Below are 20587 nucleotides of genomic sequence, written 5' to 3'. Positions count from 1 at the left end.
GCGCCCGATGGAAGAGGCGACCGGCCCATTTCGAGGTCGACAATGCGGGCATCTCGTCTTGGCTGAAGCCGATCATGACGCATAGGGAAACGCCGGCGACCAGAGCGCGGGGTCTTGGTGTCGATGCGAGCGCCTTCGTGGCGGCCTTCACCACGAGCCCGACGCCGATGATCCTGACCGACCCGCGCCAGGGCGACAATCCGATCGTCTGGGCCAACGAGGCCTTCCTGAAGATGACCGGCTACGGCTGGGAGGACGTCTCCGGACGGAACTGCCGGATGCTGCAGGGACCGGAGACCGATCCGCGCGCCGTGCGCCGGTTGCGCGAGGCGGTGATTGCGGGACGGCCGATCGAGATCGAACTCGTCAATTACCGCAAGGACGGCACGTCCTTCTGGAACGGCATGACGGTCGCGCCGGTGCACGACGAGACCGGGCGGATCGTGCATTTTTACTCGGCTCAGGCCGACATGACCGGCAAGTATCGTCACGAAGTGGCGATGAAGGATGCCCACGAGGAGCTCGAGCGCCGGGTCAGCGAGCAGACGGCGGACCTGCGGGCCGCGCTCGAACAGAAGACCGCCCTGCTCCACGAGGTCGATCATCGGGTCAAGAACAACCTTCAGGTCATCTCGTCTCTGATGCTGCTGAAAGCGCGCCGCACCCCGCGCGGGGAGGCCCGGGATGCCCTGCAGGGCATGGCCGAGCGGATCGGTGCGCTCTCCACGGTGCACCGGATGCTCTATTCCACCGGCGACGTGACCCGCTTCGACCTGCGGGAATTCGCCGAGGATTTCGTGTCCGAACTGGTGGCCGGGCTCGACACCGAGCGGACCGCCGTCAGCGCGGAAATCGACTCGATCGCCGTCTCCGCCGCGATGGCCGCCCCCCTGGCGCTGATGATGCACGAACTCGCCACCAACGCGGTCCGTCACGCCTTCCCGGACAGCCGGCCCGGCCGCATCACGATCACCGCGCAGCGCAGTGCGGACGGCCTGCGCATGCTGATCGAGGATGACGGGGTGGGTCTCGCCGGAGGTACGCCGAACCCGGCGGGCTTCGGCCGCTCCCTCGTGGAGATGGTGGTGCGCCAGCTTCGCGGCGTGATCGCCTGGAGCGACGTCTCGCCCGGCACGCGTGTCGAAATTGTGGTCCCCCTCGACGCGATCTCGCTCCAGAGCGCCATCACCGAGCGGGCCGGCGCCGCCGAATGGGCCGCGCCATGAGCGGGGCGCCGCTGCGGATCCTCGTGGTCGAGGACGAGGTCCTGATCGCACTCGAACTCGAATGCCTGCTCGACGACCTCGGTCACATCACGGTGGGCGTCGCCGGCAGTTCCGCCGAGGCGATCGCGCTCGGCCGGTCGACGGTACCGGATGTGGCCTTCGTCGACATCCATCTGATCGACGGCCCGACCGGCGTCGACGTGGCCCGCGCCCTCAGCGCCGACCCGCACACCACCGTGGTATTCATGACGGCCAACGCCAAGCGCATCCCCGATGATTTCGCCGGCGCCCTCGGGGTGATCGCCAAGCCCTATTCGGAGCGCGTGGTGGCCGGCGCGCTCCGCTACGTCGCCGACAGGCGGGCCGGGCTGGACGCCACGTTAGAGGGTCTCGACGGGTTTCGCCTGGCGGCCGGGAACCCCGAGGATCACCGGTATCCGGTGGCCCGCTAGAGCATTTTCAAGCGAGGTGGATGCCGGCTCGCGTGAAGACCATGCCATCACGCAATAGGATCGAGCATATGCGGTGATCCGGGGATCACCGAATATGCTCTCGGATCTCGTTCGGGACGGCCTAGCGGCTCGGGGCGGCACCGCCCGTCGCCATGGCGCGGCGGGCTTCGGCCTGGCTGCTGGCCTCGCCGTAGAACTTGTTGGCATCGCCGAGCTGGATCGAGGGCTGGCAGTTCGGCGTGCAGGAATAGGATTCCCGCTCCAGCCCGCGCTGGACCGTGATCACGGCGGCCTGCGGCGCCTGCACGCTGATCGTCGATTCCGCCAGCATCTGCCCCGTGGCGTCGAGCGCGATCAGGTTCGTGCTGCCGAAGCTCTTGCCGGTCAGAATGAGGATGCCGTTCCGCTGCAGCGCCACGTCTGCGATCATCGGATTGCCGACGATCACGGTCTGGGTCTTCTCGGGCAGGCGCATGACCTTGGCGTTGTCGACCGTCACCGCCACGATGGCCGGGGGCGCGTCGATCGCTTGGGCGCGCGCGGGGCCGCATCCGCCGAAAGCGGCGTAACCCGCGAGCAGCAGGGCGGTCGCGACCCGGAGCGGGATATTGGACAGATGGGATGGGGGCTGCATCGGACGCTCACTCGGACCGGACGGCACGACGCAAATCGTGATCGATCTCGGCCCGCGGGGACGCCCCCCTCGTGCCGAGGCTTGAACGTCAGGAAACACGAGCAGGGTAAACGAAGCGATAATTCTCAACCTGCGGAAGAGGTCTCGTGGTCGCTGCCAAGACGCCGATCGCCGCCCGGATGCACCGGACGACCAGGACGAAGGCAATCGACGGAAAGTCTTCCCGGCTCACCTGGCCTCGCGACGTCCTGCGGTCTTTAACGACGGCTTCACCACATCCCAAAGCTCTCGGACAAGCGCCCGTTTCGAGGACCGATTTAACCCGTTGGCAAGAGGCTCGGGGCAGATTGGACCCGTCGCCGATTGAGACGCGCAGAGCGTGAACGGCACATTCACTTCCTGGGGATTCTGCCATGACCACCATGTTCAAGCGTTTCGCGGCTGACGAGTCCGGCGCCACCGCCATCGAGTACGGCCTGATCGCCTCGCTGATCGCCGTCGCCGTCGTCACCATTCTCGGCACCGTCGGCAGCAACCTGAAGGCCACCCTGACCACCGTGTCGAACAACCTCAAGAGCTCCTAAGCCCGCGCGGCGTCAGCGGAAGGCTCCTGCATCCTCCGTCGATGCGGCGTGGCAGGGCGCGACGGATCTTCCGGCCTGCCGGTTTCGAGGAGCATTGCGGGACACCCGCAATGCTCCTCGCTCCGTTGGCGACGGGCTGTCGCGCGTCGGCGGCCCCTGGATTTCGAGCCCCCTGGAGGCGCGTGGCGCCTTCGAGCGGATGGTCCGGTCGACCCGGATCGTCGACCTTCCCCACCCCACACCCCCGTCGAGCGGCAGGACCGAAAGCGCCATGGCCAGCGTCAGTCTCCTCGTGGTGTTCCCCTTCCTGATGGCCTATGCGGCCGCCAGGGACCTCCTGACGATGCTGATCCCCAACACGGTGTCGATCGCCCTGGTGGCGGCCTTCGCGGTGTTCGCCGCCGCCGGCGGCCTCGGCTGGAACGACCTTGCCGGGCATCTCGGGGCGGGCGCGGCCACGCTCGCCGTCACCTTCACGCTCTTCGCGTTCGGCTTCATTGGCGGCGGCGATGCCAAGCTCGCCGCCGCGACGGCCCTTTGGATCGGTTTCGACCAGCTGGCGGGCTACCTGATCGTCGCATCCCTCGCCGGCGGGGCGCTCACCATGCTGATCCTGGCCCTGCGCTCGCAGCCGCTCCCCTCCCCGTTCGCGCGCCTGCCCTTCGCCCTCCACCTGCACGACGCCCGCACCGGCGTCCCCTACGGCATCGCCCTCGCGCTCGCGGCCCTCGTCGTCCTGCCGGAGACGACCATCTGGCTTCGGCTGGTCACGGCCTGATCTTGAATCACGGTTCGTTTCGTCGTTCCCTCGGATCGATTACACCTTGTTAACCGTAATTTGAGGAATGCCGGGCCATCCTCGACCGACACGGCGATGTGCCGTCGCAGGTTCGAGTTCGGCGATGAAACCAGCCAGACTGGCCGTCCTTGCCATAGCCCTCGTGGCAGGTGGTGGCGCGGCGTTGTTGATCAGTGGGGAGGACGCGCCGGTGGTGCAGCCGGCCGCCGTCGTTCCGCCCCCGGTCGTTCCGATGACCGACGTGCTGGTGGCCGCCGCCGAGCTGCCGATGGGCCAGAACATCCAGGCGCCCGACCTCCGCTGGCAGCCCTGGCCGAACGACGCCGTCACGACCGGCTACATCACCCGCACCAACTCGCCGAAGGGCATGGAGGAGATCGTCGGTTCGATCGCCCGCTCCGGCTTCCTCGCCGGGGAGCCCATCCGGCCACAGAAGCTCGCCCGGTCCGACGGCGGGTTCATGGCCGCGATCCTGCCCTCCGGCCTGCGCGCTGTGGCGATCAACATCGACGCCGCTGGCAGCAACACCGCGGGCGGCTTCATCCTGCCGAACGACCACGTCGACGTGATCCGGACCTACCGGGATGAGGAAACCGGGCGCGGAAACGCCGATGTCCAGGTCTCCGAGACCCTGCTCCAGGACGTTCGCGTCCTCGCCATCGGTCAGGTGGTGCAGGAGAAGAACGGCAATACGGTCGTCACCGGCCAGACGGCGACCCTCGCGCTGACGCCGGCCCAGGCCGAGATCGTCACCCTCGCTCAGAAGGTCGGGCAGCTCTCGCTCTCGCTGCGCAGCCTCGTCGACAGCGGACGCAGCGCCGACCCGACCCTCGACGCACGTCCCGAGACCGGCCTGACGGTGGTGCGGTTCGGCGTCGCGAAGCAGCAATCGCGACGCTGAGACCGGCGCACCCACGATGACAGAGAACGCGTCGATGACCCTCTCTCCCTGCCCGGCCCCGCGCCGGACCCCGCGGCTCGCCTGCCCCCTGGCCGGTATCCTGCTGACCGTCTTCGGCGCGACTCCCGGGTTCGGCCAGGCCCGCGGCGGTCTGACGGCGGCGCCCGTGCTTTCGGTGGGCACCGACGAGGCGGCGACCTCCCGGCGGATCGACCTCACCATGGGACGGTCCCTGGTGGTCGACCTGCCGCGCGACGCCAAGGAGGTCTTCGTCGCCAACCCAAAGGTGGCCAACGCGGTGGTCCGCTCCACCCGCAAGGTGTTCATCATCGGCATGGAGAACGGTGCGACCTCGATCTTCATCATGGACGGCGAGGGCCGGCAGATCACCGCCCTCGACGTCACCGTGGCGCGCGATCTCAACGTGCTGCGCCAGACCCTGAACCAGAGCATCGCGGGTGGCCACTTCGATGCCCGCGCCGCCGGGGATTCGGTGGTTCTCACTGGCACTGTGAATTCCGCTTCCGAAGCAGCCCAGGCCCTGGACATCGCCAACGCCTTCGTGGGCGTCTCTGCCGCCAATCCCACCGCGCGCGGCGCCGTGATCAACAACCTCACGATCCGCGGCAAGGATCAGGTGATGCTGCGGGTCACCGTCGTGGAGGTGTCGCGCACGGTCCTGAAGCAGTTCGGTGTCAATCTCGGTGGGGGCTGGTCGGGCCTCAACCTCGTCAACACCACGCCGCTCGCCCTCAACGGCGGCGCATTCCCGTCCGGCAACCTGCTGTCGGGGACGATCAACGGCCCGGGCGGAGCGAGCCTGACGGCGACCCTGAGGGCCTTCGAGCAGGCCGGCGTGTCCCGGGTGCTGGCGGAGCCGACCCTGACGGCGATCTCGGGGGAATCCGCGACCTTCACGGCCGGCGGTCAGATCCCGGTGCCCTCGAACCTGAGCTGCACCTCCGTCGGGACCAGCACGATCCAGACCTGCGTCCCGAGCGTGAGCTACAAGGATTACGGCGTCAGCCTCAACTTCACGCCGGTGGTGCTGGCCGAGAACAAGATCTCGGTGCGGGTGGGCACGCAGGTCACCGAGATCGACCAGCAGAACGCCCTCAACCTGAACTTCACCGGGACCACCACGGCCGTGCCGGGCTTCACCGTCCGCAAATCCGACACCACCATCGAACTCGCCTCCGGCGCCACCATGATGACCGCCGGCCTGATCCAGCAGCGCAACAAGGCGGCCATCACCGGGCTGCCCGGGCTGGTGAACCTCCCCATCATCGGCGCCCTCTTCCGCTCGCGCGACTACCAGCGGCAGGAGACGGAACTGATGATCATGGTCACGCCCTACATCGCCAAGCCGATGGAACCGCGCAAGGTCGCCCGGCCCGATGACGGCTTCGTCGACGCGCAGGATGCGCAGGCCATCCTGCTCGGGCGCTTCAACCGCCTCTACGGCGTAGCCGGCGCCAGCCCGCTCGGCAGCGCCTATCGCGGCCGCGTCGGATTCATCACCGACTAGGCCGACGCGTTCCCGAACCGATCAAGGCGCCGCGGCCCCGGCATCAGCAGGACCCTTCTCCGATGTCCCTTCCTTCCCTTCGCACCCCGCTGGCTCTGGCCGCCCTGACCGGCGTCGCCGCCCTGCTCGGAGCCTGCCGTGCCGAGCCCGTCGCCACCACCGGATCGCTCTATCCGGCGGATTACCGCGCCCGCCATCCCGTGGCCCTCTCCGAAGGCGTGCGCACGCTCGACGTCTTCGTCACCGGCACGGGGCACATCGATCCGCGTCAGGCCGCCGACGTCGACGCGTTCCTCTTGGAATACAGACGCTACGGACGCGGAACGCTGGCCCTCGACGTTCCTGCCGGCGGCACCCCGCGGACGGCCGCGGCCGTCGAGCGGACGGCGGCCGCCCTGCACCGCTTGAGCCTGGACGGCGGCGTGCCGGACCGACAGGTCGTGGTCGCCCGCTACCCGGTGGCCAATCCGAGCCTAGCCGCGCCCCTGCGCCTGAGCTTCCAGCGCATGGAGGCCAAGGTGGCGAGTCAGTGCGGAACCTGGCCGCAGGATCTCGGGGTGGGCGATCCCGCCTTCAACGGCCGCAACGAGGTCTACTGGAACTTCGGTTGCGCATCGCAGTCGAACTTCGCCGCGCAAGTCGCTGATCCCGTTGATCTTGTCCGGGCCCGGCCCGAGGGCCGGATCGATACCATCCGGCGCACCAACGACATCGGCAAGATCCGGGACGGCAAGGATCCGTCAATCCAATGGCGCCAGGATGGGAAAACTTCCGTCAAGGCGCAGATCTCCGAGTGAACGCCCCGGCCGGGTGCCCCGCTGCACCCGCGACGCAACCAGTCCTCGCCTCCCGCATCGGCGGCAACCTGAACCGGAATTCTCCTCATGGCGGATCTGAACGAGACGTCCGAGCGGATCATCGCTCCCGTGCCGCGGATCACGATTCAGGCGTTTTGCGAGACGCAGGAGAGCGCGGCCCTGATCGAATCCGTCGGTTCCGACCGGCGGATGCAGAAGGCCCACATCAAGGTGCAGATGGGCGGTGGCGCGGCCGCCGTGGAAGCCTATCGGCACGCCCCGACCCCGAACGTCATCGTCATCGAGACCCAGGGCGCGAAATCGCGTCCCCTCGAATGCCTCGACGCACTCGCGGAGGTTTGTGACGAGGGAACCAAGGTCGTCGTCATCGGTCACGTGAACGATGTCGCGCTCTATCGGCAGTTCATCCAGCGCGGTGTCAGCGAATACCTGATGGCGCCGGTGCGCCCGATCGACCTCATCCAGGCAATCTCGGACCTCTTCACCGCGCCGGGCGCGAAACCTGTCGGTCGGACCATCGCCGTCGTCGGTGCGAAGGGCGGCGTCGGCGTCTCCACGCTGGCACACAACCTCGCCTGGACGATCGCACGGGAGCAGGACACCGCCACCGTCATCGCCGATCTCGACATCGCCTTCGGAACCGCGAGCCTGAATTTCAACCAGGATCCGCCCCAGGGGATCGCCGAGGCCGTCTTCGCGCCGGACCGACTCGATTCGAATCTCCTCGACCGCCTCCTGTCGAAGTGCAGCGACAATCTCTCCCTGCTCGCCGCTCCGGCCACCCTCGATCGCACGACGGATCTCGCCGAGCCGGCCTTCGACCACCTGCTGGATCTCCTGCGCGCCGCGGTGCCGTGCGTCGTCCTCGACGTGCCGCACCAATGGACCGCCTGGTCGCGCCGGCTGATGATCAGCGCCGATGAAATTCTCATCGTCGCGAGCCCGGAACTCGCCGCTCTGCGCAACACGAAGAACCTTCTGACTTTGCTTCAGCAGCACCGCCCGAACGACCGGAAGCCGCGGGTCATCCTCAACGGGGTCGGCGTGCCCAAGCGGCCCGAAATCGCTTCGGCCGAATTCGCGAAATCGCTCGACACCACGATCGCAGCCGCGATTCCCTTCGACGCCGCCCTGTTCGGAACGGCTGCCAACAACGGCCAGATGATCGGCGAAGTGCAAGCCGGTGCGAAGGCCGCCGAGATCCTCTCTTCCCTCGCGGCCTCGATCACCGGGCGCGCCGAGCTTCGCCGTACCCGCCCGAACCTGTTCGAGCCCCTGCTCGCCAAGCTCGCCCGTCGCAAGGCCTCGTGATGCGCCATCCGGTTCCGTATCACCTGAACGCCAGGAGGCAGCGCCATGTTCGGTAGACGATCCGGCAGTGCGGCCGTCGTGGCGCCACGCCCTGCGGCCGTCGTCGCCAAGCCGCAGGTCTCCCTGCCGGTCCATGACGACTCGGCTCTTCGCCCGAAGGTGGAGGCGCCGCGCCGTCCCGAGCCCGTGGCCGTCATGGAGACGGTGAAGTCGGAGGACTACTTCCGCACCAAGAGCATGATCTTCGGTGCACTGATCGAGGCCATCGACCTGTCGCAGCTCTCCCGCCTCGATGCGGAGTCGGCGCGCGAGGAAATCCGCGACATCGTCTCGGAGATCATCGGCCTCAAGAACATCGTCCTGTCGATCGCCGAGCAGGAGGAACTGCTCGACGACATCTGCAACGACGTGCTCGGCTACGGCCCGCTCGAACCGCTGCTCGCTCGCGACGACATCGCCGACATCATGGTCAATGGGGCCAGCCGGGCCTTCATCGAGGTGGGTGGCAAGATTCAGCTCACCAACGTCCGCTTCCGCGACAACCAGCAGCTGATGAACATCTGCCAGCGGATCGTCAGCCAGGTCGGCCGGCGCGTCGACGAAGCGTCGCCGATCTGCGACGCCCGCCTCCCGGACGGGTCGCGCGTCAACATCATCGCACCGCCCCTGGCGATCGACGGGCCCGTCCTGACCATCCGTAAGTTCAAGAAGGACAAGCTGACTCTCGACCAGCTCGTCACCTTCGGGGCGATCTCGCCGGAAGGCGCCCGCATCTTGCAGATCATCGGGCGCGTCCGCTGCAACGTGGTGATTTCGGGCGGTACCGGTTCGGGCAAGACCACGCTCCTGAACTGTCTGACCCGGTACATCGACGAGGACGAGCGCATCATCACCTGCGAGGACGCGGCGGAGTTGCAACTGCAGCAGGCGCACGTGGTGCGGCTCGAGACGCGGCCCGCCAACATGGAGGGGTCCGGACAGGTCACCATGCGTGACCTCGTGAAGAACTGCCTGCGCATGCGGCCCGAGCGGATCATCGTCGGTGAGGTCCGTGGCCCCGAGGCTTTCGACCTTCTCCAGGCGATGAACACGGGCCATGACGGCTCGATGGGAACGCTGCACGCCAACTCGCCACGCGAAGCCCTGGCGCGTATCGAATCGATGATCACCATGGGTGGCTTCAGCCTGCCCTCGCGCACGCTGCGCGAAATGATCTGCGGCTCCATCGACGTGATCGTACAGGCGACCCGCCTGCGCGACGGCTCCCGCCGGATCACCCATATCACCGAGGTGATGGGGCTCGAGGGCGACGTCATCATCACCCAGGACCTGTTCCTCTATGATGTGCTGGGCGAGGATGCGAACGGCAAGCTGATCGGGCGCCACCGCTCCACGGGAATTGGTCGGCCGCGCTTCTGGGAACGCGCGCGCTACTATGGCGAGGACGAGGCCCTCGCAGCCGCCCTCGACGCGGCCAGCGCCGGTGGAAGTGCCCTGTGAACGCCAACGGACTCGCCGTCGCGTCCGGGCTGCTCGCGCTCACGGCCGGTGGGCTCGCCTACGTCTTCGTGTTCCCTTATCTGTCCGGCGAGAAGCGCTCCGCCGAACGGCGCCGAACCGTCAGCGTCGTCGCGGCACCGGGGAGTCGCAACGCGACGGTGAATCGCCGCGAGCAGGTCGCCAAGAGCCTCAAGGAAGTCGAGGCCAAGCGCGAGGGCGCCAAGGTCACGCTCGAACTCAAGCTCGCCCGTGCCGGGCTGTCCTGGTCCCGGAACCAATTCTTCGTGGTCTCTGCGGTGATGGCGATCGTGTTCGGTCTCGCAATCCTGATCCTGACCGCGAACCCCCTCGCCGCGCTCGGGGCGCTCTTCGCGGGCGGCTTCGGCCTGCCACTTTGGTTGATAAGCTATCTGCGCAAGCGCCGAATCAAGGCCTTCATCAACGAGTTGCCGACCGCAATCGACATCATCACCCGTGGCGTGCGTGCCGGTATTCCAGTCGGAGACTGCTTCCGGATCATCTCACGGGAAGCGGAGGAACCGATCCGCAGCGAATTCCGGCAGGTCGTCGAATCTCAGACCCTCGGCCTCTCACTCGGCGAAGCGCTGATGAAGATGCACGAGCGGGTGCCCGTTTCGGACGTGAACTTTTTTGCGATCGTCATCAGCATCCAGGCGAAATCCGGCGGTAATCTCTCTGAGGCATTGGCCAATTTGTCTCGCGTGCTCCGTGAGCGCAAGAAGATGGCTGGGAAGGTCCAGGCGATGAGCATGGAGGCGAAGGCTTCAGGCGGAATCATCGCGGCGCTTCCGTTCATCGTCGCTTTCCTGACCTACCTTTCGAGCCCGGATTACATCTCGCTCCTCTGGCGGACGGATATCGGCAAGCTTGCCCTCGTGGCTTCTGCAATCTGGATGTCGCTCGGGGTCTTCACGATGAAGAAGATGATCAATTTCGACGTCTGATCGCCGCTGCCCCATCGCCCTATTGCCAAAAATCCTCGTCCGGTCGGATCGTACGGAGACACCGCATGCTGGATCTCATTGCCGCCAAGGTCACCGAACCCCGCTTCCTCGGCACCGCCCTGGCGGCGGTCGCCGCGGCGGCGACGGCCTTCGCCCTGCTGCAGCCGATCCTGGAACCAGATCGCCTGGACAAGCGCATCAAGCTGATCGGAGAGGAGCGCGAGGAGATCCGCCGCCGCGAGCGCGAGCGCATGAGTTCAAAGGCGACCCTGCGCGTCGCGCCCAAGGCTTACATGAAGCGGGTGGTGGAACAGTTTAATCTCAATCGCTGGCTCGGGACCGAGACGTCCCGGAAGCAATTGATGATGGCCGGGTACCGTTCTCCCGGTGCCGAGACCGGCTTCCTGTTCTTCCGTCTCGTGACGCCGATCCTTCTTGCCATCGTGGCAATTTTCTACGTGTTCGTGTTGGGAGTCCTCGACCAGCCCTTCGCCATCCGGGCGATGATCGTCATTGCAGTCCTGTTGCTGGGCATCAAGGCGCCCGAACTCTATCTCCACAATCGCGCGAGCAAGCGGCAGACCGAGATCCGGGCGGCTTGGCCGGACGCGCTCGACCTGACGCTGATCTGCGTGGAGTCCGGCATGTCCGTTGAGCACGCGTTCCGGCGCGTCAGTACCGAGGTGGTGGGACAGTCCATCGTGCTAGCCGAGGAACTCGCGGTCCTGACCGCCGAACTCTCCTATCTCCCCGATCGGCGGATCGCCTTCGAGAACTTGGCCAACCGCATCGGCCTCGACCAGATCAAGGCGGTCACGACCGCGCTGATCCAGGCCGAGCGCTACGGCACTCCCGTAGGCCAGGCATTGCGGGTCCTGTCGCAGGAGAGTCGCGACATGCGCATGACCGAAGCCGAGAAGAAGGCCGCTGCTCTGCCGCCGAAGCTGACCGTGCCGATGATCCTGTTCTTCCTGCCCGTCCTGTTCGTGGTGATCCTGACCCCGGCGATGATCCAGATCTTCCGGTAGGCCATCGTCCGCGGATAAATCCGGTCCGAAGGGTCCGGCACGGAGACGTGCGTGTCCTATGGATGTTCGACACCTCGGAATCCTGCCATGCGAGGGACATGTCCGACCCTGCTACCGAACTCAGAATGACCCCTCTGACCTACGCGATCGGAGATATCCACGGCTGCGCCGATGCGTTGCTGAGGCTTCTCGGTCGGATCAACGTACATCGGGGCGAACGGGCTGCCCGGATCGTCTTCCTGGGCGACTATGTCGATCGCGGGCCAGAGAGCGCGCGCGTGATCGAGATCTTGAGGCACCTGCAGCGCAATGCCCCGAATGCCATCACGTGTCTTCTGGGCAACCATGAGCAGATGATGCTGGATGCCTACCGTGACGCCCTAGGGGCGACGGTTTGGTTGACCAATGGAGGAAACGAGACTTTGCGGTCTTTCGGCATCACCGATCCGGAGGCCTTTCCCCACGATGTCCTGACCTGGCTCTCGCTGCTGCCCACCGTCTACGAAGACGCTTTGCGCTACTACGTCCATGCGGGGTTTCGACCTGGGCGCCCCGGCATCGATCCGGACGTCGCGGCGCGTCTGTGGATCCGAGAGCCGTTCCTCAGTGCGGCGTTCGATTTTGGGAAGCACGTCGTTCATGGGCATACGCCGCAAACGAACGGCGTGCCTGATCAGCAGCCTTATCGCACGAACCTCGACACCGGATGCGTCTACGGCGGACCGCTCACCGCCGGAATCTTCGATGAGACTCAGAACGGGCCGATCGGATTCCTGCAGGTCGATCGAGACAGTTAGTTCGTAAGGTTCCCCGTTCGAAACTCACGTTTCCTGATCAGGGTGCATCGCTGGATTTTACGATGAGCGTCAGGAATCGCTGCATCGAGAACGGAATGGCGCAGCGCGATTTGCGTTCTTCGGCATTTCAAAGCACGCGAAGCCTACGGTCGAATAAAAAAGATCACTCGATCACCCGAGCTGATCTTTAAAAATTATTGCCGATCCCAGCCATCGACCCGTAGTCTCCCCGGCAACTCGCGCCGAACGACGAGCGCCGAAGCCAGGGAGTCGAAGCGATGTCGATCGCCGCATATGTCCTCTGCGCGATATCGGGGTCTTCCGCGCCCGCCCGTCCTCCGTCCGGGGGAGCGACCCTCGACCATAGCGTCGCGATGATCCCGCGCGTCCCTCTCGCTGCCAGGACGGACACGACGTCTTCCATCGCTCCGGCGTTCAACCACCGAATCCGCGTCGAGGAGTGTTGCCATGGATGAGGTGACACGCCGCGCCTGGCTCGGAGGAGCCATTGCGTCCGGCCTCTTTGCCGGTTCTGGCACACGCGCAGAACCGGACCCGAACGGTCCCTTCGATCTCGTCATACGGGGCGGCGAGGTGATCGATCCGAGCCAGTCCCTGCGGGCGAGGCGCGATGCCGGGATCCGCTCTGGCCGCATCGCCGCCGTCGCACCGGAGCTTCCGATCGCGCAGGCCAAGCAGACGGTCGACGCATCGGGCAAGCTCGTCCTACCCGGCCTCGTCGACCTGCATGCCCACACCTTCCCGTACGGGTCGGCGATCGGCATTCCGGCTGACGAAACGGTGCCGTTCTCTGGCGTGACGACGGTGGTGTCGGCCGGTGATGCGGGCGCCAACAACATCGCCGCCCTGCGCCGGCACATCGCTGCGCAGACCCGAACGCGCATGTTCGCCTTCGTCCATATTGCCAATCACGGGTTGTCGGCCTTCCCAGTCGCGGAACTCTACAATATCGACAATGCTCAGGTGGAAGCCTGTGCACTCGCGATCGCCGAGAACCCGGACTTCGTTCTCGGTGCAAAGGTTCGGATGTCGGAGAACGTCATCTTCAAGCATGGCGCCGAACCTCTGCGTCGGGCGATCCAGGCCTGCGAAAAGTCGGGACGGCCGGCCAAGGTGATGGCGCATATCGGCGGAGTCCAAACGCCTGACCTGATGAGCCGAATCCTGGAACTGCTGCGGCCGGGCGACATCCTCACGCACTGCTACTCCGGTGCGCCCAACATGGCCGGCCAGTTCACCAACATCGTCCAGGATGGCAAGCTTCTGCCAGCGGCTCTCGCCGCCAAGCAGCGCGGCGTCGTGTTCGATATCGGCCATGGCGGCGGCTCCTTCGACTTCACCGTCGCGGAAGCGGCCATTGCGCAGGGGGCCCCGCCCGATACGATCTCATCGGACCTGCACGTCGTTTCCGGCAACACGCCGGGCATGCCGTTCCTGCCGCTGGTCATGAGCAAGTTCCTGCCCCTCGGCTTCAGCCTGGATCAGGTCATCGCGATGGCGACCGCGGCACCCGCCCGCGTCATCGACCGTGACGCAAAGCTCGGAACGCTGCAGGTCGGAGCGCCGGGCGACGTCTCAGTGATGGAATGGATCGAGCGGCCAGTGTCCATGGTCGATACCCGCAACAACCGTCGCGACGGGACGGGCTTTCTTTCGCCCGTTCTGACGATCAACAACGGTGTCCCCTTCGGCCGCCCATACCAGCTTCCGTTCTCCGTTCGGTGAGGCCGTCATGATCGCAGCATCGGACGCCTCCACCCAAGAGACTTGCGCCTGCTGCCTGCCGCGCCGCGATTTCATGGGGGCCATGGCAGCCCTGGCTGGCACGGTGGCGGCGGGATCGCAGGCGGTGGCGCAGCCGGCGGATCGCGCACTCTATCGCGGCCTCGTCATCGATTGTCACGGTCACTACACCACCGAGCCGCCGGCCATGCTGGCGTGGCGCAAGCGCCAGATCGACGCCATCAACGATCCGGCCCAGTCCCCTTCGCCCTCCGCGCTCTCCGTCAGCGACGATGAGGTCCGCGCAAGCGTCGCCGAGCGTCAAGTCAAGCTCCAGGTGGAGCGCGGCATCTCCCTCGCCCTGTTCTCGCCGCGTGCCGGCGGCATGGGACACCACATCGGCAATGGCCAGACCAGCCTCGACTGGTCGATCGTCTCCAACGACATGATCCATCGGGTCGCCACGCTGATGCCGCGTAACTTCGTGGGCGTCTGTCAGCTGCCGCAGACCCCCGGTGTCTCGCCGAAGAATTGCATTGCCGAACTCGATCGCTGCGTGACGCAACTCGGCTTCGTCGGCTGCAACGTGAACCCGGACCCGTCCGGCGGATATTGGACCGATCCGCCCCTCTCGGACCGTTTCTGGTACCCCCTCTGGGAGAAGATGGTCGAGCTCGACGTCCCGGGCATGGTTCACGTGAGCGCCTCGGCCAATCGAAACTTCCACGCGACCGGCGCACACTACATGAATGGCGACACCACCGCTTTCATGCAGTTCGTCACCTCGGATCTGTTCAAGGATTTCCCGACCCTGCGCCTGATCATCCCGCATGGAGGTGGCGCGGTTCCCTACCATTGGGGGCGGTATCGCGGGCTGGCGCAGGACTTGAAGCGCCCGCCCCTCACGGAACTGCTACGCAACGTCTTCTTCGACACCTGCGTCTACCATCAGCCCGGCATCGACCTGCTTCTGAAGGTCGTACCCGCGGGCAACGTGCTCTTCGCGTCCGAAATGGTCGGCGCAGTGAACGGGATCGATCCCGAGACCGGCCACGCCTACGACGACACCAAGCGATACGTGGACGCGGCTGCGATTTCCGATGCGGACAGGGCCGGGATCTACATGGGCAATGCCCTGAAGGTGTATCCACGCCTCGCGGCCAGGATCGATCGGGCCGGCCTGCTGCCCTGAACGCCCCGATCCTCATGCGATCCTTATAGAATCGCGCCAGGTGCCCTCTCGAACCCTAATGCGCTTTCCGTCCAAGCTTCGGGCGAGGCGCGATCGGTCGTGACATCCCGAACCCGATCGGCCGCACCGGATCGGACGCACCATGCTCGACACTGCCTTCCTCGCCGCGGGCCTCGCCTTCTTTGGCATTGCCGCCGGCTACGCCCTGCTCTGCGAACGGCTCTGAGCCTGCTGCCAGGAGCTCCCGCATCATGACTCTCGACCTGACCCTCGGCGCCCTCGTGACCCTGGGGCTGCTCGGCTACCTCGCCTACGCCCTCGTGCGTCCCGAGCGGTTCTGACCAACCCCCCAGCCAAATTCCCAAGGACTGCCTCCATGACCATCAACGGCTGGCTTCAGGTCGCGCTGTTCTGCGCGACCGTGCTGGTACTCGTCAGGCCGCTCGGCGGGTACATGACGCGCGTCTTCCAGGGCGAACGTACGCTCCTCACGCGCATTCTCGGCCCCGTCGAAGCCGGGCTCTATCGCCTCGCCGGCATCGATGCCCGAAGCGAGCAGAGCTGGATCGCCTACGGGCTCGCCATGCTGGCGTTCCACGCCCTCGGCTTCCTCGCCCTCTACGGTCTCCTGCGCCTGCAGGATATCCTACCCTTCAATCCGGCCGGGCAATCGGCCGTGGCGCCGGACCTCGCCTTCAACACCGCAGCGAGCTTCGTCACCAATACCAACTGGCAGAACTACGGGGGCGAGAGCACCCTGTCTTACCTGTCGCAGATGCTGGGCCTGACTCACCAGAACTTCCTTTCGGCCGCCACCGGCATCGCCCTTGCCGTCGCCCTGATCCGAGGCTTCTCGCGGGCCTCGGTGAGGACAGTGGGTTCGTTCTGGGTCGATCTCACGCGTTGCACGCTCTACGTGCTGCTGCCGATCTGCGTGATTTACACGCTGTTCCTGGTCTCGCAGGGCATTCCGCAGACTTTGGGCGCCTCCATCCAGGCGACGACGCTGGAGGGAGCCACCCAGACGATCGCGGTCGGGCCGGTTGCGAGCCAGGTCGCGATCAAGATGCTCGGCACGAACGGTGGCGGGTTCTTCAACGCCAATGCCGCTCATCCTTTCGAGAACCCGACCGCGCTGTCGAACTTCATCCAGATCCTTTCGATCTTCGTCCTCGGCGCGGCGATGACCAACGTCTTCGGCCGCATGGTCGGCGACGAGCGGCAGGGATGGGCGATCCTCGGCGCCATGGGCGTGCTGTTCCTCGCCGGCGTCCTCGTCACCTATGCGAGCGAGGCCGCGGGCAGCTCCGTCCTGAATGGCCTCGGGCTCACGGGCGGCAACATGGAGGGTAAGGAAGTCCGGTTCGGCATCGTCGCCTCAGCGCTCTTTGCGGTGGTGACCACGGCCGCGTCCTGCGGCGCGGTCAACGCGATGCACGACAGCTTCACAGCGCTGGGCGGCCTGATCCCGATGATCAACATGCAGCTCGGCGAGATCATCATCGGCGGCGTCGGCGCGGGCCTCTACGGCATGCTCGTCTTCGTGATCGTGGCGATCTTCGTCGCCGGGCTCATGGTGGGCCGTACCCCAGAGTATCTGGGCAAGAAGATCGAGGCCCGGGAGGTGAAGATGGCCATGCTCGCCATCCTCTGCCTGCCGCTGATGATGCTGGGTTTCACCGCCCTCGCCACTGTGGTCCCGGCAGGTCTCGCCGGTCCCGCCAATGCCGGACCGCACGGGTTTTCGGAAATCCTTTACGCCTTCGCCTCTGCGGCGGCGAACAACGGCTCGGCCTTCGGCGGCCTCAGCGGAAACACCGCCTTTTACAACACGACCCTGGCCGTCGGCATGCTGGTGGGCCGGTTCTTCGTGATCATCCCCGCCCTGGCGATCGCCGGCGCCCTTGCCGCGAAGAAGACCGTGCCGGCCTCGGCCGGAACGCTGCCGACCCATGGCGGTCTGTTCATCGGCATGCTGGTCGGTGTCATCCTGATCGTGGGCGGCCTGACCTTCTTCCCGTCCCTGGCGCTTGGACCGATCGTCGAGCACCTCGCGGGGACGGCAGGTCAGACCTTTGCGACGGGCGGCTGAGCGATGCGTTCCGCCGTCCCACTCCGCCGGGGCCGGCGCCATCACCTGCATGGCTCCCGTGTCGGTACCCGTCAGCCCCTTCCGGTCTCCGGCGCCCGGCCCATTCGGCTCTCAGACCTGATCCTGGCTTTGCTCGGGGTCACCCTCCTGGGCGCCCTTGCCCTGGTGATCGCCGCCGAACTCGCGAGCCGCGTCCTCACGCCCTGATCCGCCTCATGGGCCCGGCGCGCCGCGCTTCGCCTTTCCCGCGCCACTACGTGGAAACCCTTCACATGTCCCGCCCATCCTCATCCCTTTTCAACGCCGCCCTCGTCGGCCCGTCACTCGTCGGCTCGATCCGGAAGCTCGATCCTCGGATCATGATCCGAAACCCCGTGATGTTCGTGGTCGAGGTGGTGGCGACCCTCACCACCGTGCTGTTCGTCCGCGATCTCGCGACCGGCGCGCCGGGGCTCGGCTTCTCCGGTCAGATCATCCTTTGGCTCTGGTTCACCCTGATCTTCGCCAACTTTGCCGAAGCCCTTGCCGAGGGCCGCGGAAAGGCTCAGGCCGATAGCCTGCGCCGGACCCGCACCGAGATGCAGGCCAAGCGCCTCACTGGGCTGGGTCGCGAGTACGAGACCGTGCCGGGCACCGCCCTGAAGGTCGGTGACGAGGTGCTGGTGGAAGCCGGCGACCTCATCCCGTCCGACGGCGAAGTCATCGCGGGCGTCGCCTCGGTCAACGAGGCGGCCATTACCGGCGAATCCGCACCGGTGATCCGGGAATCCGGTGGGGACAGGTCTGCGGTGACGGGTGGGACGCAGGTGCTGTCCGACGAGATCCGGGTGCGCATCACGGCGGCCGCCGGCTCGACTTTCGTCGACCGGATGATTGCCCTGGTCGAGGGTGCCTCCCGGCAGAAGACCCCGAACGAGATCGCCCTCAATATCCTGCTTGCGGGTCTCACCATCATCTTCGTCTTCGCTGTGGCCTCGATCCCGAGCTTCGCGCGCTACGCGGGCGGCTCCATTCCGCTCATCGTGCTGGTCGCACTGTTCGTGACCCTCATCCCCACCACCATCGGCGCGCTCCTGTCGGCGATCGGCATCGCCGGCATGGATCGCCTCGTGCGCTTCAACGTGCTCGCCATGTCGGGCCGCGCGGTCGAGGCCGCCGGCGACGTCGATACTCTCCTCCTCGACAAGACCGGCACCATCACTCTGGGGAACCGCCAGGCCACGGAATTCCGCCCCGTGCAGGGCGTCTCCGAGCAGGATCTGGCCGACGCCGCCCAGTTGGCGTCGCTGGCGGATGAAACGCCCGAGGGCCGCTCAATCGTGGTGCTGGCCAAGGACCGCTACGGCATCCGCGCCCGCGACATGGGACGCCTCAACGCCACCTTCGTGCCCTTCACCGCACAGACCCGGATGAGCGGCGTCGACCTGGACGGGGCCTCCATCCGCAAGGGCGCCGTCGATTCCATCATCGCGGCGGTGCGGCAGCAGCCGGTGGCCACGCGCGGCTCCAGCGCGGCTCTGGCCTACAGCCCCGTCGCCGCCTCCGAGACCGTCCAGGAAATTCAGGCCATTGCCGAGGAGATCGCGAAGGCCGGCGGCACGCCCCTGGCGGTCGCCCGCGACGGACAACTCCTCGGCGTCGTCAACTTGAAGGACATCGTGAAGGGCGGCATCCGCGAACGCTTCGCCGAATTGCGCCAGATGGGCATCCGCACGGTGATGATCACGGGAGACAACCCGATGACCGCCGCCGCCATCGCGGCCGAAGCCGGCGTCGACGATTTCCTCGCGCAGGCGACGCCGGAGGACAAGCTCGCCCTCATCCGGAAGGAGCAGTCCCAGGGCAAGCTCGTGGCCATGTGCGGCGACGGCACCAACGACGCTCCGGCGCTCGCCCAGGCCGATGTGGGCGTGGCCATGAACACCGGAACGGTGGCGGCCCGCGAAGCCGGCAACATGGTCGACCTCGATTCCGATCCGACCAAGCTCATCGAGATCGTCGGGATCGGCAAGCAACTGCTCATGACCCGCGGCGCCCTGACGACGTTCTCAATCGCCAATGACGTGGCCAAGTACTTCGCCATCATCCCGGCGATGTTCCTGACCCTCTACCCGCAGCTCCAGGCCCTGAACGTCATGGGGCTCGCCTCGCCCCAGAGCGCGATACTGTCGGCGATCATCTTCAATGCCCTCATCATCATCGCGCTGATTCCGCTCGCTCTGCGCGGCGTCTCATACCGGGCTGTCGGCGCCGCCGCGCTCCTGCGGCGCAACCTGCTGATCTACGGCCTCGGCGGCATCCTCGTGCCGTTCATCGGCATCAAGGCCATCGATCTCGCGGTGAACGCCCTGCACCTCGCCTGAACCCCTCCCCCTTCCGAACCAGAGTTGCTCCCATGCTCGTCATCCTGCGTCCCGCGCTCGTCCTGCTCGTCGCGCTCACGGCGATCACCGGCCTCGCCTATCCCCTCGCCATGACCGGCCTCGCGACGACGATCTTTCCCGCCAAGGCCGCCGGCAGCCTGATCAGCCGCGACGGCACGGTCGTCGGCTCCAGCCTCATCGGCCAGGCCTTTACCAGCCCGCGCTACTTCCATGGACGCCCGTCTGCGACCGTCGCCGCCGATCCGGCCGATGCCGCCAAGACCGTTCCGTCGCCCTACAATGCCTCGAACTCGGCCGGCTCCAATCTCGGCCCCACGAGCGCCGCCCTGGCGGAGCGCGTGAAGGGCGATCTCGATGCCTTGAAAGCTGAGAATCCCGCTGCGACGGTTCCGGTCGATCTCGTCACCTCGAGCGGATCCGGGCTCGATCCGGATCTGTCGCCTGAGGCTGCCTTCTTCCAGGTGCCGCGCGTGGCGCGGGCGCGCGGCATCGGCGAAGACCAAGTACGCGACCTCGTCATCGCGCAAGTCGAAGGCCGGACGGCGGGGCTCCTCGGCGAGCCGCGCGTGAACGTGTTGGAATTGAACCTCGCCTTGGACGCGCGGCTCCGGCAATAATCGGACCCGAGGAACC

Annotated in this window: 20 protein-coding genes; 19 read left to right on the top strand and 1 reads right to left on the bottom strand. The window is 66.4% G+C overall.

The genetic code is table 11. From position 1 onward, the window contains the following. The first annotated feature begins 74 nt into the window (after nt 1–74). Together ACXJY8_RS02320 and ACXJY8_RS02315 are read left to right on the top strand one after the other, a co-directional pair. A complete protein-coding gene (locus ACXJY8_RS02320; protein ID WP_463775893.1) occupies nt 75–1226 on the top strand; it encodes a PAS domain-containing protein in 1152 nt (383 codons plus the stop codon). Further along, on the top strand, nt 1223–1678 hold the full coding sequence (locus ACXJY8_RS02315; protein WP_463775889.1) for a response regulator: 456 nt from the start codon (nt 1223–1225) through the stop codon (nt 1676–1678). Before ACXJY8_RS02320 ends, ACXJY8_RS02315 begins: the two co-directional genes overlap by 4 nt. Before the next feature lie 121 nt (nt 1679–1799). Here ACXJY8_RS02315 and ACXJY8_RS02310 read toward each other — a convergent pair whose 3' ends face one another. Then, nucleotides 1800–2312, bottom strand: coding sequence for a pilus assembly protein N-terminal domain-containing protein (locus ACXJY8_RS02310; RefSeq protein WP_463775885.1), 513 nt, complete (start codon nt 2310–2312; stop codon nt 1800–1802). A 413-nt stretch (nt 2313–2725) separates the two neighbouring features. Here ACXJY8_RS02310 and ACXJY8_RS02305 point away from each other — a divergent pair, with 413 nt between their 5' ends. The 17 genes from ACXJY8_RS02305 to ACXJY8_RS02225 all read left to right on the top strand — a co-directional run bounded on the left by ACXJY8_RS02305 (nt 2726) and on the right by ACXJY8_RS02225 (nt 20571). Then, entirely contained in the window at nt 2726–2896 is a 171-nt protein-coding gene (locus ACXJY8_RS02305) for a Flp family type IVb pilin (RefSeq protein WP_463775881.1), read from the top strand. A gap of 271 nt (nt 2897–3167) precedes the next feature. Beyond that, nucleotides 3168–3674, top strand: a complete 507-nt coding sequence (locus ACXJY8_RS02300) for an A24 family peptidase (RefSeq protein WP_463775877.1) — start codon at nt 3168–3170, stop codon at nt 3672–3674. A gap of 124 nt (nt 3675–3798) precedes the next feature. After that, complete coding sequence (gene cpaB / locus ACXJY8_RS02295) at nt 3799–4596, top strand: Flp pilus assembly protein CpaB (RefSeq protein WP_463775873.1); 798 nt, start codon at nt 3799–3801, stop codon at nt 4594–4596. Nucleotides 4597–4630: 34 nt separating this feature from the next. Beyond that, nucleotides 4631–6124, top strand: a complete 1494-nt coding sequence (locus tag ACXJY8_RS02290) for a type II and III secretion system protein family protein (protein ID WP_463775870.1) — start codon at nt 4631–4633, stop codon at nt 6122–6124. Between the two features lie 62 nt (nt 6125–6186). Continuing rightward, entirely contained in the window at nt 6187–6921 is a 735-nt protein-coding gene (locus ACXJY8_RS02285) for a CpaD family pilus assembly protein (RefSeq protein ID WP_463775865.1), read from the top strand. 87 nt (nt 6922–7008) lie between these two features. Beyond that, nucleotides 7009–8253, top strand: a complete 1245-nt coding sequence (locus ACXJY8_RS02280) for a CpaE/TadZ family protein (protein ID WP_463775863.1) — start codon at nt 7009–7011, stop codon at nt 8251–8253. Nucleotides 8254–8298: 45 nt separating this feature from the next. Continuing rightward, nucleotides 8299–9753, top strand: a complete 1455-nt coding sequence (locus ACXJY8_RS02275; protein ID WP_463775860.1) for a TadA family conjugal transfer-associated ATPase — start codon at nt 8299–8301, stop codon at nt 9751–9753. Next, on the top strand, nt 9750–10718 hold the full coding sequence (locus ACXJY8_RS02270) for a type II secretion system F family protein (RefSeq protein ID WP_463775858.1): 969 nt from the start codon (nt 9750–9752) through the stop codon (nt 10716–10718). Before ACXJY8_RS02275 ends, ACXJY8_RS02270 begins: the two co-directional genes overlap by 4 nt. A 65-nt stretch (nt 10719–10783) precedes the next feature. Beyond that, nucleotides 10784–11746, top strand: coding sequence for a type II secretion system F family protein (locus ACXJY8_RS02265; RefSeq protein ID WP_463775857.1), 963 nt, complete (start codon nt 10784–10786; stop codon nt 11744–11746). Nucleotides 11747–11871: 125 nt separating this feature from the next. Beyond that, nucleotides 11872–12543, top strand: coding sequence for a metallophosphoesterase family protein (locus tag ACXJY8_RS02260; RefSeq protein WP_463775856.1), 672 nt, complete (start codon nt 11872–11874; stop codon nt 12541–12543). 468 nt (nt 12544–13011) lie between these two features. Further along, nucleotides 13012–14289, top strand: a complete 1278-nt coding sequence (locus tag ACXJY8_RS02255) for an amidohydrolase family protein (protein ID WP_463775855.1) — start codon at nt 13012–13014, stop codon at nt 14287–14289. 7 nt (nt 14290–14296) lie between these two features. Next, a complete protein-coding gene (locus ACXJY8_RS02250) occupies nt 14297–15478 on the top strand; it encodes an amidohydrolase family protein (RefSeq protein WP_463775854.1) in 1182 nt (393 codons plus the stop codon). 251 nt (nt 15479–15729) lie between these two features. Beyond that, nucleotides 15730–15819: a K(+)-transporting ATPase subunit F gene (locus ACXJY8_RS02245; protein ID WP_056184556.1), complete on the top strand. Its 90-nt coding sequence runs from the start codon at nt 15730–15732 to the stop codon at nt 15817–15819. 35 nt (nt 15820–15854) lie between these two features. Continuing rightward, on the top strand, nt 15855–17570 hold the full coding sequence (gene kdpA / locus ACXJY8_RS02240) for a potassium-transporting ATPase subunit KdpA (RefSeq protein ID WP_463775852.1): 1716 nt from the start codon (nt 15855–15857) through the stop codon (nt 17568–17570). Between the two features lie 3 nt (nt 17571–17573). Then, a complete protein-coding gene (locus tag ACXJY8_RS02235; RefSeq protein WP_463775848.1) occupies nt 17574–17777 on the top strand; it encodes a hypothetical protein in 204 nt (67 codons plus the stop codon). A gap of 65 nt (nt 17778–17842) precedes the next feature. Beyond that, the gene (kdpB, locus tag ACXJY8_RS02230) at nt 17843–19933 is read left to right on the top strand and encodes a potassium-transporting ATPase subunit KdpB (RefSeq protein ID WP_463775845.1); all 2091 of its coding nucleotides are present in this window, start codon (nt 17843–17845) and stop codon (nt 19931–19933) included. 32 nt (nt 19934–19965) lie between these two features. Further along, nucleotides 19966–20571 carry a K(+)-transporting ATPase subunit C gene (locus ACXJY8_RS02225; RefSeq protein ID WP_463775841.1) on the top strand — a complete coding sequence of 202 codons (606 nt, stop codon included), beginning with the start codon at nt 19966–19968 and terminating at the stop codon, nt 20569–20571. Nucleotides 20572–20587 lie beyond the last annotated feature (16 nt).

The organism is Methylobacterium sp. TK31 (assembly GCF_055361545.1).
This window is presented reverse-complemented; position numbering and strand designations above follow the sequence as displayed.